Annotated in this window: 14 protein-coding genes; 1 reads left to right on the forward strand and 13 read right to left on the reverse strand. The window is 38.0% G+C overall.

The genetic code is table 11. The annotated features are described in order from the left end of the window. Positions 1-15 precede the first annotated feature (15 nt). Positions 16-1,218, reverse strand: coding sequence for a lipoprotein-releasing ABC transporter permease subunit LolC (lolC, locus tag DK858_RS02770; RefSeq protein WP_109396127.1), 1,203 nt, complete (start codon positions 1,216-1,218; stop codon positions 16-18). 194 nt (positions 1,219-1,412) lie between these two features. Here lolC and mfd point away from each other — a divergent pair, with 194 nt between their 5' ends. Continuing rightward, a complete protein-coding gene (mfd, locus tag DK858_RS02775; RefSeq protein ID WP_109396128.1) occupies positions 1,413-4,862 on the forward strand; it encodes a transcription-repair coupling factor in 3,450 nt (1,149 codons plus the stop codon). A 69-nt stretch (positions 4,863-4,931) separates the two neighbouring features. On the opposite strand, the gene umoD is transcribed toward mfd, so the two are convergent. The 12 genes from umoD to mltG all read right to left on the reverse strand — a co-directional run bounded on the left by umoD (position 4,932) and on the right by mltG (position 15,589). Continuing rightward, entirely contained in the window at positions 4,932-5,432 is a 501-nt protein-coding gene (umoD, locus tag DK858_RS02780; protein WP_109396129.1) for a flagellar biogenesis regulator UmoD, read from the reverse strand. Between the two features lie 852 nt (positions 5,433-6,284). Beyond that, positions 6,285-7,592: an NAD(P)/FAD-dependent oxidoreductase gene (locus DK858_RS02785; protein ID WP_109396130.1), complete on the reverse strand. Its 1,308-nt coding sequence runs from the start codon at positions 7,590-7,592 to the stop codon at positions 6,285-6,287. Between the two features lie 453 nt (positions 7,593-8,045). After that, positions 8,046-8,585 (reverse strand): alpha/beta hydrolase YcfP, encoded by a 540-nt coding sequence (gene ycfP / locus DK858_RS02790; RefSeq protein WP_109396131.1) that lies wholly within the window; start codon positions 8,583-8,585, stop codon positions 8,046-8,048. Further along, positions 8,582-9,601, reverse strand: coding sequence for a beta-N-acetylhexosaminidase (gene nagZ / locus DK858_RS02795; RefSeq protein ID WP_109396132.1), 1,020 nt, complete (start codon positions 9,599-9,601; stop codon positions 8,582-8,584). Before nagZ ends, ycfP begins: the two co-directional genes overlap by 4 nt. Positions 9,602-9,639: 38 nt before the next feature. Further along, the gene (locus DK858_RS02800) at positions 9,640-10,539 is read right to left on the reverse strand and encodes a phosphotransferase (protein WP_109396133.1); all 900 of its coding nucleotides are present in this window, start codon (positions 10,537-10,539) and stop codon (positions 9,640-9,642) included. After that, a complete protein-coding gene (locus DK858_RS02805) occupies positions 10,517-11,098 on the reverse strand; it encodes a penicillin-binding protein activator LpoB (protein WP_109396134.1) in 582 nt (193 codons plus the stop codon). The genes DK858_RS02800 and DK858_RS02805 overlap by 23 nt, the downstream gene beginning before the upstream one ends. 17 nt (positions 11,099-11,115) lie before the next feature. After that, positions 11,116-11,517, reverse strand: coding sequence for a YcfL family protein (locus DK858_RS02810; protein ID WP_109396135.1), 402 nt, complete (start codon positions 11,515-11,517; stop codon positions 11,116-11,118). A 39-nt stretch (positions 11,518-11,556) separates the two neighbouring features. Next, the gene (gene hinT / locus DK858_RS02815) at positions 11,557-11,907 is read right to left on the reverse strand and encodes a purine nucleoside phosphoramidase (RefSeq protein ID WP_109396136.1); all 351 of its coding nucleotides are present in this window, start codon (positions 11,905-11,907) and stop codon (positions 11,557-11,559) included. A gap of 42 nt (positions 11,908-11,949) precedes the next feature. Next, complete coding sequence (locus DK858_RS02820; RefSeq protein WP_109396137.1) at positions 11,950-12,735, reverse strand: metal-dependent hydrolase; 786 nt, start codon at positions 12,733-12,735, stop codon at positions 11,950-11,952. 201 nt (positions 12,736-12,936) lie between these two features. Then, positions 12,937-13,920: a DNA polymerase III subunit delta' gene (holB, locus tag DK858_RS02825; protein ID WP_109396138.1), complete on the reverse strand. Its 984-nt coding sequence runs from the start codon at positions 13,918-13,920 to the stop codon at positions 12,937-12,939. Further along, entirely contained in the window at positions 13,917-14,564 is a 648-nt protein-coding gene (gene tmk, locus DK858_RS02830; protein ID WP_109396139.1) for a dTMP kinase, read from the reverse strand. The genes holB and tmk overlap by 4 nt, the downstream gene beginning before the upstream one ends. 2 nt (positions 14,565-14,566) lie before the next feature. Beyond that, positions 14,567-15,589, reverse strand: coding sequence for an endolytic transglycosylase MltG (gene mltG / locus DK858_RS02835; RefSeq protein ID WP_109396140.1), 1,023 nt, complete (start codon positions 15,587-15,589; stop codon positions 14,567-14,569). Positions 15,590-15,600: the final 11 nt, after the last annotated feature.

The raw sequence follows: 15,600 nt of genomic DNA on the forward strand, positions 1-15,600 counted from the left end.
TTATTCAAAGAAGAATTACTCATAACGTAGCGCCTCTGCTGGCTGAATAGCCGCGGCCCGCCAAGACGGGTATAAAGTGGATAAAAGAGAAATAATAATAGCGGCGAAACCAATCATAAAGACGCGCCCCCAATCAAGTGTTGCAGGCAATTCGACACCTTGAGGAATAAGTCCTACCGCTGGCATAATGACGTTTAATTGACTTGAGAGTAATGCCCCTAATAGACCTCCCGCTACCGCACCTAAAATACCAGCACCAGCACCTTGTAGCATAAAGATGGACATAATCTGAGAGCGTTTTAGCCCCATTGTTTGCAAAATAGCAACTTCACCTTGTTTTTCCATCACCAACAAAGAAAGTGAGGTAATAATATTAAAAGCTGCCACAGCTATAATTAAGCTTAATAATAAGCCCATCATGTTTTTTTCCATTTTAACAGCCTGGAAAAACTCACCTTTACGTTCGCGCCAATCTCTCCAACTAAGATTTTTATCTAAAGATTGTTCACTGTATTTTTCGATATTGAGAGGATCAGTAAAGAAAAGACGCCATCCTGTGATATTGCCCGGCTGATAACGCATTAAACGTGCTGCATCTTGCTGATTAACTAAGATTTGTGAGACATCTGCATCACCACCACTTTGAAAAATACCTTTAACTGTAAATAAACGTTGACTAGGTAATCTTCCCATTGGTGTTAATTGGCTTACACTTGGCACAATAAGGCGAATATTATCCCCCTCTTTTGCTTTTAACTGTTTAGCAAGGCCACTTCCGAGGATCACACCATAGTCACCTGCTTTTAGCATAGAAAAATCTCCATAACGAATATGTTTCGTTAAAGGTTCATCTTGCTCTTTTTCTATACCTAGCATGACACCAACGCTGATATTGTCTTTACTCTGTAAAACAACATCGCCTTCTACTAAAGGGGTAACGTTTATGATACCTTCACGCGTCAGTAATCTTTCAGCTATATTTGAATCTCGGGGTACTTGTCCGTTAGGTGATGTCACGATTGCTTGTGGAATATAAGCAAGAATGCTTTCTTGCAATGAACGTTCAAAGCCATTCATGACAGAAGTCACTGTGATCAGTGCTGCTACACCTAACATAATCCCTAAAGCGGATAGCCATGAGACGAAGCGACCGAATTTATCGACCGCACGACCCCGCATATAACGGAGCCCTATATAAAATGAGACAGAATTGTACATGAAATCTGTGCTGTTCCTGTTGCTAATGCGAAGTGTTCAGGGATAATAAAGGGTAGTCTTACTGAATGGAACCACTCTATTCCCAAACTGTGGTTTTTTCTTTTATCTTAACCTGCCCGCCAGTTTAAGCTTTAGCCATTAAGCTAAAGATGTGTTGGGAGTTAACTACAACAAAGAGTTCACATTACACGCTTATGTCCTCAGAATATCGTTATCAACTTCCTATAAAACAAGGGGATACTCGTCAGCTAGGTCAACTGACTGGTGCCGCTTGTGCTCTAGAATGTGCAGAGATCATCAAACGTCACTCTGGATTAGTCGTTCTTGTTACTCGCGATATGCAAAATGCATTACGTTTACAAGATGAAATCCGCCAGTTTTGTGATTATCCAGTAGAGACATTATCGGATTGGGAAACTCTGCCATATGACAGTTTTTCACCTCACCAAGAAATTATCTCAAACCGCCTTTCTACGCTATACCGTATTCCATCACTTCTCAAGGGAATTTTAATCTTACCAGTCAATACGTTAATGCAGAAAGTCTGCCCGACTGATTATCTCGCAAGTCATGCGCTGGTAATGCAAAAAGGAGAGGTACTTTCTCGTGATAATTTACGTAAAACATTAGATGAAGCAGGATATCGCCATGTAGAACAAGTATTAGAACATGGGGAATACGCAACGCGTGGTGCATTATTAGACTTATTTCCTATGGGAAGTGAATTTCCTTATCGTATTGATTTTTTCGATGACGAAATAGATAGCCTGCGCACTTTTGATGTCGATACACAACGGACACTAGCTGAGGTTGAGCAAATTAATTTACTGCCAGCCCATGAATTTCCAACCGATGCAAATGCGATAGAAATTTTCCGTAGTCAATGGCGTGAACGGTTTGATGTAAGACGTGATCCTGAACATATTTATCAGCAAGTCAGTAAACACATATTGCCAACGGGAATTGAATATTGGCAATCCCTGTTTTTTGAACAACCTTTATCTAACTTATTTGCTTATTTCCCTAAAAACACATTGATAGTAACGCAAGATCTACAAGATTTTGCAGAAAAGTTTTGGCAAGACATTAATCAACGTTTTGAAAGCCGTCGCGTTGATCCTATGCGCCCTCTGTTACCACCTGATGATATTTGGCTAAATGTTGATAAATTTAATAAAGAGTTAAAACAGTGGCCTCGTATTCAACTTAAAACAGAAACGCTACCAGAAAAAGCTGGGCAGACCAATTTAGGCTATCAACCACTCCCTGATTTATCGATTAACGCTCAAAGCAAATCACCTTTAGATAACTTACGTCGATTCCAAGAACAATTCTCAGGCAGTATTATTTTCTCTGTTGAAAGTGAAGGTCGACGCGAAACCGTACAAGAGCTTTTATCACGGATAAAAATAGCACCCAAGCAGATCATTGAATTATCTGACGCTCAAGAGAAAGGTTTTTATTTTATTATTGGTGCTGCTGAACATGGATTTATTGATAATCATCGTCAATTAGCCATGATCTGTGAAAGTGATATGTTAGGTGAACGCATTAATCGCCGTCGCCAAGACAATCGTCGCGCTATCAATACAGATACCTTAATTCGCAACCTTGCTGAATTAAGCATAGGACAACCTGTTGTTCACCTTCAGCATGGTGTTGGTCGCTATCAAGGAATGACAACACTAGAAGCCGGTGGCGTTAAAGCTGAATACTTGATGTTAAGTTACGCAGGTAATGACAAACTTTATGTGCCTGTTTCATCACTTCATTTAATCAGTCGTTATTCTGGTGGCGCAGATGAAAATGCCCCACTGCATAAATTAGGTGGCGATGCATGGGTAAGAGCGCGCCAAAAAGCCGCCGAAAAAGTACGTGATGTCGCAGCAGAGTTATTAGATGTTTATGCTCAACGTGAAGTAAAAACGGGCTTTGCGTTTAAAATGGATAAAGAGCAGTACCAAGCATTCCGCCAAAGCTTTCCTTTTGAAACAACACCTGATCAAGAAATGGCGATAAATGCTGTCCTTAGCGATATGTGCCAAGCCATTTCAATGGATAGACTCGTCTGTGGTGATGTGGGATTTGGTAAAACAGAAGTTGCAATGCGCGCTGCATTTCTTGCCGTTAACAACAATAAGCAAGTCGCCATTTTAGTGCCGACCACCTTATTGGCTCAGCAACATTTTGATAATTTCCGTGATCGTTTTGCTAATTGGCCCGTTAACATTGAGATGATCTCGCGCTTTCGTAGCACTAAAGAGCAACAGCAAATCACAGAAAAACTGGCTGAAGGAACGATTGATATTGTCATTGGTACACATAAACTCCTTCAGCCTAATATTCAATGGAAAGATTTAGGGCTACTCATTGTCGATGAAGAGCACCGCTTTGGTGTTCGTCACAAAGAACGAATAAAAGCCATGCGTGCAAATGTCGATATTTTAACGCTAACGGCAACACCTATTCCTCGTACGTTAAATATGGCAATGAGTGGTATGCGTGATCTTTCTATCATTGCAACACCACCAGCACGTCGCTTATCCGTAAAAACTTTTGTGCGGGAATATGATGACTTAGTAGTGCGTGAAGCTATCTTGCGTGAAACATTGCGTGGTGGACAAGTTTATTACTTGTATAACGATGTTGAGAATATCGAAAAAGCTCGTGAGAGACTGGCCGCACTCGTCCCTGAAGCACGTATTGGTATTGGTCACGGACAAATGCGTGAACGTGAACTTGAGCGTGTGATGAATGATTTCCATCACCAACGTTTTAATGTGTTACTTTGCACCACAATTATTGAAACAGGTATCGATATACCGAGCGCAAACACCATTATTATTGAACGTGCAGATCACTTTGGTTTAGCCCAATTACATCAATTACGCGGTCGTGTCGGTCGTTCTCATCATCAAGCTTATGCTTATTTGTTGACACCACATCCTAAAGCAATGACAAAGGATGCTCATAAACGTTTAGAAGCGATTGCTTCACTGGAAGATCTGGGTGCAGGTTTTGCATTAGCGACTCATGATCTAGAAATTCGAGGCGCTGGTGAATTATTAGGTGAAGAACAGAGCGGTCAAATGAATACCGTCGGTTTCTCGCTTTATATGGAATTGCTGGAAAGTGCAGTAGAAGCGCTAAAAGAAGGTAGAGAGCCATCACTTGAAGATCTCACCAATCAACAAACTGAAATTGAATTAAGAATGCCTGTCTTATTGCCTGATGATTACATTCCTGATGTAAATGTCAGACTTTCATTCTATAAACGAATTGCCAGTGCAATCGATTTAACTGAGCTTAATGATCTAAGAGCAGAGTTAATCGATAGATTTGGTAAATTACCTGATGCAGGGCGTTATCTACTACGTAATGCAGCTATTCGCTTAAGTGCAGTAAACTTGGGCATTACTCGAATTGAAGCCCATGACAAAGGTGGATTTGTTGAGTTTGGTGAAAAGAACAAGGTTGATCCGGGATATTTAATCAGCTTACTTCAAGAGCAACCTGCTATTTTCCGTTTAGATGGCCCATCAAAACTGAAGTTTATTACAGACTTAGCTGAGCGTGAAAAACGACTCACTTTTATCGATGATATGTTAAGTGCATTTAATGAGCACAAAACAACCGAGCTTTAGCAGTTATTGAATCAACAAAAAGGCGTAATTGAAATAATTTCATTACGCCTCTCTTGTATATTGTTAGGTTTACTCTTTGCGACAAGGTACTTTTTCATTCATAGAACAATAAGGATCTTGTTCTAAAATCAGCCTACCATCAGAATCTAATGCGATAACTTCACCGGGTTTAAACGTGGTGCGTACTTTGCCTGGTGTTCCATCAATAGTATAAAGCACATCATAACCAACAATTCTACGCTCTTGACGATAAATCGGGATACACTCTTTAAATTGAGGATAAGGGAAATTAGCAATATTACTGTTATTGAGTGCTTCAATCATATAGAACACTCGACACTCTTGCTCTGCGGGATGAAATCGTGACAAGTTTTCTGGTGTAAAAGGTGTTGGTAAGCCGATTCGATGACAATACTCTTCTGTCACAAAAACGGTTGATTTAATAGGTGTAGCCGAAACGACATGAGCATATTGAGGTTGGGGAAATACCCACCTCCATACAATAAATGAAAGAATAGCTAATGCTATGATTAGCCCTATTAGTGTGTACTTTCTGACATTAACACCCACTTTTACCCCTTTTTATTCGTTTTATCCTTAATTGCTACAGATATAGAATAAAAGCCACTGTTTCACTCTAACTGGCTAATATATTTAGTATTCAATAAATGAATTCTCTAATCTGATAGCTTAATTCAACATCCATGCTGATTAACATAATAAGTAAACTACGTATTTATGACATGTTAAATACACCACTTATTTCTGTTTTAATTACTTAATTAAATAAATAATGACGACATTCTTAATACTTATACATTAAATTAAGATAGATCTTAATTTATTAAACTGAAAAAATAGAAATCGTTATGCTATTTATAATACATCATTATGATAACACCAGATTAACAAATGTTGCCTAAAAATAGGGACTCTTTCATATTTAACTTATATTATAAAGTTTACTTTTAAGATTTGTAAAACTATTTAACCTAATTAAATACGAGTAAAAATAACAAGTTAAGCTTAACTTTAATAATTTTCACTTATTATTTTTCTAATACAAATTTATGAAATACCATAACATTTTATTTGATGAATTAATGAATTAAACATCATTTTTTATTTAAGAAAAGTCTTAAATAATTTAGCGTAATAAATAAAGTTAACGTTATCTTTGATATTACAGCTTGACCTTAATAATAAAATTATATTTATCATTGTGATATTTAGTTTTAGAGTTATTGGTTATTTTTGATATCGACAGATAAATCGCCTAGTGCTTTATGCTGAGATTATTTATCTTATTTAGATATTCTCATTTAATTATTTAATTTAAAAGAAAAAATAGATAAAAAACCCTCATACAATATGAGGGTTTTAAAAGGTGACTTTTGTCTTCTCGGTAAAGCAAAAGATAAATTAATGGAGTTTTAGTTTTGGTCTAATCACTCGGTTGATTGATCCGACTAACATCATAAGCCCTGTTTTGATATAACCATGCAAAGCTATTTGGTGCATTCGATATAAAGAGATATAAACAATCCGCGCTATACGCCCTTCGATCATCATATCCCCCTTCATTAAATTCCCCATCAAACTCCCCACAGTACTAAATTTTGAGAGTGAAACTAATGAGCCATGATCGGTAAACACATAATCTTTAAGCGGTTTGTCTTTTAACATGGCTAAAATATTGCCATAACAACGACTTGCCATTTGATGTGCAGATTGTGCTCTTGGTGGAACAAAACCGCCATCTTTTCTTGGGCAAGAAGAACAGTCACCAATCGCAAAGATAGATTCATCTAAGGTTGTTTGTAAGGTAGGTTTAACAACCAGCTGATTAATACGGTTCGTCTCCAGGCCAGCAATCTCTTTCATAAAATCAGGTGCTTTAATACCTGCGGCCCACACCATTAAGTCGGCATCAATATGCTCGCCTTCTTTGGTGTTTAATCCACCTTCATCTGCGCTTGTGACCATAGTTTTAGTCATTACTCGCACACCTAATTTTGTTAATTCTTGATGTGCTGCACTCGAAATTCGTACCGGTAATGCAGGTAAAATGCGTTCTCCAGCTTCAACCAAAGTGATATTTAATGCTGAAGGTGCTAATTTTTTTAATCCATAACTATTAAGCTGACGTACTGCATTATGCAATTCAGCGGAAAGTTCAACGCCTGTCGCTCCCCCACCTACAATCGCAATATTTACCTTACGATTTTCTTCTTGTGCATTGGTATCTGCTGAATATTTTAAAAATAAATTCAACATTTCATTATGGAAACGATGTGCTTGTTGAGGACTGTCCAAGAAAATACAGTTCTCTTTAATACCCGGTGTGCCAAAATCGTTTGATTTACTGCCTAACGCCATCACTAAAATGTCGTAGTCTAATATGCGTTCAGGTACGAGTAGTTCTTGCTCTTCATTATAAATAGCAGCCAGTGTGATATTTTTTTGCTCACGATCAAGCCCTATTAATGAACCTAATTGGAAATTGAAGTGATGGTTATAACCATGTGCGAGATAACTTAAAGCATCAACACCGTCATCTAAAGAGCCTGTTGCCACTTCATGTAGAAGGGGCTTCCAAAGATGACTATTGTTGCGATCCACTAAGGTGATTTCTGCTTTTTTGCTGCGCCCTAATTTATTGCCTAACTTAGTCGCCAGTTCTAATCCACCAGCGCCACCACCGACAATAACAATTTTTTTTAATGACATTTAACGTCACTCCATAAAGATATTTACTGTTGTTATTTAAATAACCTTAGTGAAATCTACTTAAATAACGACAGTTAAATCGTTTCGGCTGTTATTTTTGTTCTTAAACAAGTTAGCTGGGAAGATGGTCATACCAAAGTTGATTTATATCAAAAATATTTGAATATTCATATCTATTTTTTGAAGAAAATAGTCGTTTTTTGCCATTCAGTGATAAATCAATCACCATTAAAAAACATAAGGATATTTTTTTATCAATTAATACAACGAACTAGAAAACAAGCATATAGAGAATGATTAAAATCAGTCGTGATAATTGAGATGATAAAAAATAAAGGAGCAAAACAAATGTTGAAAAGAGATAGATAGCAGAAGAGTATACGCATTTTCGCTATGTTAGATAGAAAAATGGATGGAACAAACACCATCCATTTTAAACACATTACTTTAGTCTTAATCTTTACTATAAAACGCTTTAATTTTAAATAGATGCTCAGACAGGCTCTTAAATTTATGCGTTTGCACTTCATCCCAAATGACAGAGTAATAAGGCGATAACTCATCAGCAGAACGCTGGTTATCTAAAGCCTCATCATTACGAGATAAAATCACTAAAGCGTTATCTTTGTTTTTAGAACGAAAATCTTTAATACATTTCGTTGCAATATCTAAATATTCTTCAGGTCTGTCGATTTTGTCTGTCATGTTTTCGTAAGGGAAAAGATTAGGATTAATCATTACCTGACGAATATTACATAAGAAACCAATACGCTCTGCCCAATATCCACCTAATCCTACACCACAAATTAATACGGGCTCTTTCGTGGATTTAATCACTTTATCCGTTTCTTTCAGTAAGTGTTGCATGTCATGACGAGGATGCAACGTACTGTAGCTTAAAAAACGGACATCAGGATCAATAAACTGTAGCTGTAAAACTTTCTCATGATTTCCAGGACTTGTGGAATCAAAACCATGTAAATATATAATCATGCTCGCTCCTGCCATTGCTCCTGTAATTGAGTCAGCAACTGATTCGCTTTTTTCCAACGATCAGAGGTTTGTAGCTCACTCAATGTATAACGACCTCGGTGATGGTACAATGCGGAAATGCGTTCTGCTTTGACAGAGGACAGGTTATCTAACACACTCACTGCCCCTTTTCGGTTATTACACACTAAAATCATATCACAACCAGCATCTAGTGAACGTTGTGCTCTTTCTGCATAACTTCCCATAATGGCAGCACCTTCCATCGATAAATCATCAGAAAAGATAACACCTTGGAAGCCTAGTTGTTCACGTAAGATCGATTTCAGCCAATATGATGAACCACTTGCCGGACGCTCATCAACCTGAGAATAAATAACATGAGCTGGCATAATGGCATCTAATAGCTGACGTTGAATAAAATCTTTAAAAATAGACATATCACGTTGGCGAATATCATTTAAAGAGCGGTCATCACGAGGTGTTTCTTTATGAGAGTCAGTCCTAACAGCACCATGTCCTGGGAAGTGTTTACCTGTTGTTTTCATACCCGCAGAGCGCATACCTTTAATAAAGCTCTCTGCCATTGCCATGGCAATCTCTGGCGAATCATGGAAAGAACGCTCACCAATGGCAATACAGTTATGACCTAAGTCGAGGACAGGTGCAAAACTGATATCAATATCCATAGCAATCATTTCTGATGCCATTAACCATCCAGCTTCTTGTGCTAAATGGCTCGCTTGATAACCTTCATTTAATGCCGCATAAGATTGAGCTGCCGGTATGCGTGTAAAGCCATTATGGAAACGCTGTACTCGTCCCCCTTCTTGGTCTACTGCAATCACAAGGCGCTCATGAGATGCATCACGAATTTGGCGAACTAATTCATTTAATTGTTCAGCATCGTGGAAGTTGCGGGTAAAAAGGATTAATCCACCGACAAGAGGATGTTTTAAAATTTCACGTTCTTCACTATCGAGTTCATATCCTTCAACATCAAGCATTACCGGACCCATAACATTCCTCTCTTTGTAATTGTGACAAGATAATATCTTTAATTCGTCAGACTAAAATAGTGACGTAAAGGTTCAGACATTACTAAAAATGATCCATCTTTTGTTTGTTGCCAACGGACTTCATACCACATTAGCATCATATAAAAAATGAATGGCTCTCTTGAAAAAATACGCTCTCTCAACTCCTTCACTGAATAAATGTCTGTCTCTTTGGATTGAGTATAATGACTATGATACGAACAGTAATAATCCAAAAACATATTTTGTTGCGCTTCATTAAGTTGGTTTGTCGCAAAAAACGTCATCAACGAATCCGCTGTATCGATATCGGCCGCATATTCCCAATCAATAAATTTTATACCGGAATCACTAAGAAGAATATTCTCAACATGTAAATCCATGTGAGCAGGCGCGTATTTTATGAGATTGCATCGCGGTTGGCGTAAAAAATGTTGTTGTAAACGTAACCATTTAGCAGATAAACGTTTTCTATCAATACACTGCCAATAGATTAATAATTCATGATTTAAGTTAAGAGGGAACCCTAACGGTGTGTATTGATGAAGTATTGCTATTTTTTCAGCCAATGGCTTTAAATAAGTACTAAAAAGTGATTGATGAGTAAGATGTTCACCCTGTAACCAATAAAGAAAAAACCACTCTTTATAACGTGTAGCAACTTTTGGCGATAAATTAGAGCCTGATAACTGTTTTAAAATGGCGTATTCTTTTCTTCCATGTACATAAAGCGCTTTTTTTTCATCACCATAATAGCGAGCAACCCAGTCAATATCTGCACATTGCACGCGAAAAGCACCACCGCCCGATCCTTCTAATGCAATAATATTCCATTTGCTTAATGCCGTTGCAGGGAAAAGTGCTTGCAAGGCATTAAGCAAACTTGAGTAATGCGGATCACTCAACCTTATGGCGCCCATTCCAAAGAATTTCACCAGAAGAAACCGACATTAACTGCATACTGATCACACGATTATCTTTTTTACCATCAACAGTTGAGAATAAAATATAATCGGCTTTCAAATAGCGAGCTAAGCCAATCGCGGCACTACGAAGCCCTAAGCTATCTTCACCAGATAAACCAAGGGCTTTTCGTGCAGACATCATTTGCGTATAAGGCACAGTTTGCAATGCACTAATACTATTAACTGATTCGATGATAGTATTGGTTGCATTTACTGCTTGGATATTCCCACCTGAATTATTTTTAACATTATCAACAACGATAAGCTTACCCACTTCTAAATCACCAGTCACTGCCATTTCTCTAATTAAAGGGGTGACGGCCGCATTCCAATTAATGCTTGTAATTTTAGGTGGCGTCGGCACAATTTCAATTGGTGGCTCTATCGGTTTAGGCGGCTCTACTGGCTCTGTAGGTGTCACTGGCTCTACAGGCACAGGCGGTTGTTGTGGCAACATTGATGGACAACCTGCTAATAAAAACACAGACATCGCCACAAATAAAACTCTTTTCATGCTCGTGTTACCTTATCCTAAGTAAAGAGATAAACTCTGACATAACTAATGGTTTTATCTGGTATATCACCGCTAATTTCGATATCACCATCACCAAGAATAGTCACATCATGTACATTCCCAGCAGGAGAAACTTCAAGTCCTTGTTCGTTATACCAATAAAAACGATAGCGAATAGAGACAGGGTAAGATTGTGTATTTGATAACATAACTGTCGCTTTTGTGCCATTAACATAATGTTCAATGGCTGGCTGACCAGCAACAACACCTACAGCTAATACCGAAGGCTCCATAATAATAGCCTGCTGACGATTGAAATAGAGTTTATTATCTGAATGAGATGAAAAACATCCTGAGAGTAATATCGTCATAAATACAGCAATAAGTAATGAACAAACCGCCTTACCTTGTCTTATCATCTATTATTTCCTATTATCCTGCTGTTAGCATCATATCCATTACAGGCTTAATAATGGCCCTAATGGTTTTCCGCCAAGCAAATGCATATGAATATGGAAAACTTCTTGTCCTCCATGTTTATTACAGTTCATCACTAAGCGATAGCCATCTTCAGCAATACCTTCTTGTTGTGCAATTTTTGCCGCAACAACAAAAAGGTGTCCTAATACTTGCTCATCTTCTGCAGTAACATCATTTACAGTAGGAATAAGTTTATTAGGAATAATCAAGATATGAGTGGGTGCTTGAGGTGAAATATCACGAAATGCCGTCACTAAATCATCTTGAAAAACGATATTGGCTGGAATTTCACCACGAATAATTTTACTGAAAATTGTTTCTTCTGCCATTTCCATCACCTTATTATTTATTTTAATTCCTGATTAATTCTATTAAGCAGGCAAGTTTTGAATATGAAAAAGCTTAGCAAAATTACGTGTTGTTTGTTGCGCTAGCTCTTCAACACTCACCCCTTTTAAGACAGCCATATACTCTGCAACATCACGGACATAAGCTGGTTGGTTTTCTTTTCCGCGATGAGGTACTGGCGCTAGATAAGGGGAGTCTGTTTCAATTAAAATTCGATCAAGAGGAACAATACGAGCGGCCTCTCTAATTTGTTCGGCATTTCTAAATGTCACAATACCAGAAAAAGAGATATACATTCCAAGATCAAGTAGTGTTGTTGCTGTCTCTTTATCTTCAGTAAAGCAATGCAGAACACCACCACAATCTTGAACTTTCTCTTCTTTTAAAATAGATAATGTATCTTCGCGAGCACTGCGTGTATGCACAATAACGGGTTTATTAACTTGGCGTCCAATGCGTATATGCTCACGAAAAATTTCACGTTGCAGAGCCGCATTTTCTTGTTGGTAATAGTAATCTAGCCCTGTTTCACCTAAAGCCACAACATCAGGTGCGGTAGCTAAACGTGCTAACGCTTCAACATCATGACCTTCATCTAAATTTAAAGGATGGATCCCACAAGAAAAGGCGATGTTGTCACGTTTACCGATTAACTCACGCATTCTATTAAAACCCGGTAATGTGGTTGCCACTGCTAACATATATTGAACATCACGCTGCTGTGCTTTTTCGACAACATCATCAATATTTTCATGTAATTTTTCATAATCTAAGCAGTCGAGATGGCAGTGTGAATCAACTAAAAACATAACTTACTCTCATTTATCTGGTACGACTTATATACTCATCATCCTTCAAGTTACAGGGGGTGTTGGCTACGCTCAGCTACCCGGATCACATACATGAGTATGCTCATCCGGATAACTTTGCTTGCCACCTACCTGCAACTCGAATGAGTTAGAGTATAGGTGTTTTTTATTACAGCTAAATCATAATTAATGTATAGCTAATTAATTTTTTGTGGTTAGCTGATTTTCCCAATCTAGTAGCTGTTCTACTAGTAATAATTCTCTATTTAATGCTGGGATGGTCATTAACTGATAACGACACTGTTTCCATCCATCAATAGTGGATAATAAAATATCCGAAGGCCATTGTGATAACGCCATAATCAATGCTTGCTGGTCTTGATTCACACAATACACTTGTGCATTGGTTTGGTATTTTAATGCATCAAGCAGTAATGATAATAACCAGTATAAGCGACGCTCGGCATTATCTTGATTTAATTGTGGCAAAAATGCATATAAATCATGTTGTTGTATACTTGCATATAAAGCTTGGCAAAAAATCTCTCTTTCTTTCCACTCATCTTTCAATAAGGAAAGCGCTAAAACTGGAGCGTTCTGCGATAAATTTAATGCCGTTACACTATTTGCATAAGGTATGTTTGGTAATTGTTGCTGTAACCAGTGCGTTGCGTGTTGAAGATCAGGCGTTGCTAAATGGTAATAAAAACAACGACTACGCAATGTCGCTAATAAAACCTCTGGATGCTGACAATTCAGTAAAAAATAGGTATTTTTAGGCGGTTCTTCTAACGTTTTAAGCAATGCATTTGCCGCTGCTTCTGTTAATGCTTCAACGTCTTTTATCCAAACAACTCTAAAACCACTTTGCTGAGCATGATGCTCCAGCTTTTCAGTGATTTTTCTTACTGCTTCAATACCAATTGTGGATTTCCCCTTTTCACTCTGCAAAATATGCCAATCGGGGTGTGTTTCAGCAAGCATCAAACGACAACTATGGCATTCATTACAACTTTTTAATCCCTGTTTATTCTGGCACATTAACCAACGACTTAGCCCATAAGAGAGCGCTTCTCCTCCCATGCCATCTATCGCATGCAAAAGCAAAGCATGATGACCTCGCCCTTCTTGATACATGCTAATAAGTTGTCGATATGCCTGATTTAGCCAAGGATACCAATTCATAGTGATTTATTTTCCTGCTGAGCTAGCCACGCTGTTAAGATTTGACGGATATCTGCTTGTACTTTATCCATGGTTTGAGATGCATCTATCGTGATAATAGAATCATCCTCTTTAGCCAATGCTTGATAACGTTCACGAGTACGATAAAAGAAATCCATTGATTCTTTTTCAATCCGGTCTAACTCGCCTCTAGCACGCGCTCTGGTAAGCCCAATAACCGGATCTAAATCAAGATATAAAGTTAAATCAGGGCGAAAATTACCAAGCACCGTATTACGAAGTGACAACATAAGATCTTTATCTAAGCCACGCCCGCCACCTTGATAAGCTTGTGAAGAGAGATCATGTCTATCCCCAATAACCCATTTACCTTCAGCAAGTGCAGGTTTTATCACATTTTCTATCAGCTGAACACGCGCTGCATATAGCATCAACAATTCGGCTTTATCCGTAACTTTTTCACCTTCAATACCTTGCTTGATAAGCTCACGTAATTTTTCGGCAAGGGGGGTGCCACCGGGTTCTCGAGTAAATGCCAGATTGGTGATACCTTTATCTTTAAGTGTATCGATAACCGTTTGGATCGCGCTGGTTTTTCCAGCACCTTCAAGTCCTTCAATTACAATAAATTTACTGTTGTTCATAATTATCTTTGTTGTAAGCGTCGATATTGCGCGACGGCTTTATTATGTTCATTGAGTGTGGTTGAAAACTTATGGCCACCCGTTCCATCCGCAACAAAATAGAAATAACGAGTATCTGCTGGATGTGCAGCTGCTCTAATTGAAGCAACACTTGGCATTGCTATTGGTGTAGGTGGTAGGCCATCAATTTGATACGTGTTATAAGGCGTATAGCCATTTAAATCACTACGATAAATCGTGCCTCTATATTTATCACCTAAACCATAAATAACCGTTGGATCAGTCTGTAATCGCATATTAGTTTTTAATCGATTGACAAACACAGACGCCACTTTTGTTCTTTCAGCATCAATACCTGTCTCTTTTTCAATAATGGATGCCATAATCAGCATTTCATAAGCCGATTTATACGGTAGATCACTATCGCGTTTAATCCATTCTTCTTCTAATGTTTTTTCCATTTGCTGGTAGGCGCGTTTTAAAATTGCGACGTCGGTCGTCCCCGCCGTGTAATGGTATGTATCTGGTGCAAACCAACCTTCCAGATTGCTGATCTCCGGTTTTATTCCTATTTCTTGACGTAATTTATCGCTATCCATCGTGTGTGCGATAGCAGTAAGCTGAGGCGCTTGCTCAAAAATCGCCTGCCAATCTTTTAAACGACTACCCTCAATAAAGCGGATAGAAAACTGAGCTTCTTTACCACTTTTAATAAGCAGTAAAACATCTCGCAGTGTCATTCCTTTTGTTAAGCGATAAGTTCCTGCTTTAAATTGACTTAGTTCTGGTTTGACTTTTAATAAAACCTGAAAATAATCCCCTTCATTAAGCAGATTATTTTTTATTAATAGTTGCTCCATGGCAACACGCCCTGTTCCTGCTGGCACAGTCAGTAACATTTCATCTTGTTTTACAACAATGTTTTCCTCTAGGCCTCGAATATGTTGCATCATATACAATGCAACTGCACCAAGGCTAATTAATAAGGCAAAAAAAACTATCCATACTATTTTTTTTATCTTCATTTATGACTCAT

This window comes from Proteus faecis (assembly GCF_003144395.1).
GTDB lineage: Bacteria > Pseudomonadota > Gammaproteobacteria > Enterobacterales > Enterobacteriaceae > Proteus > Proteus faecis.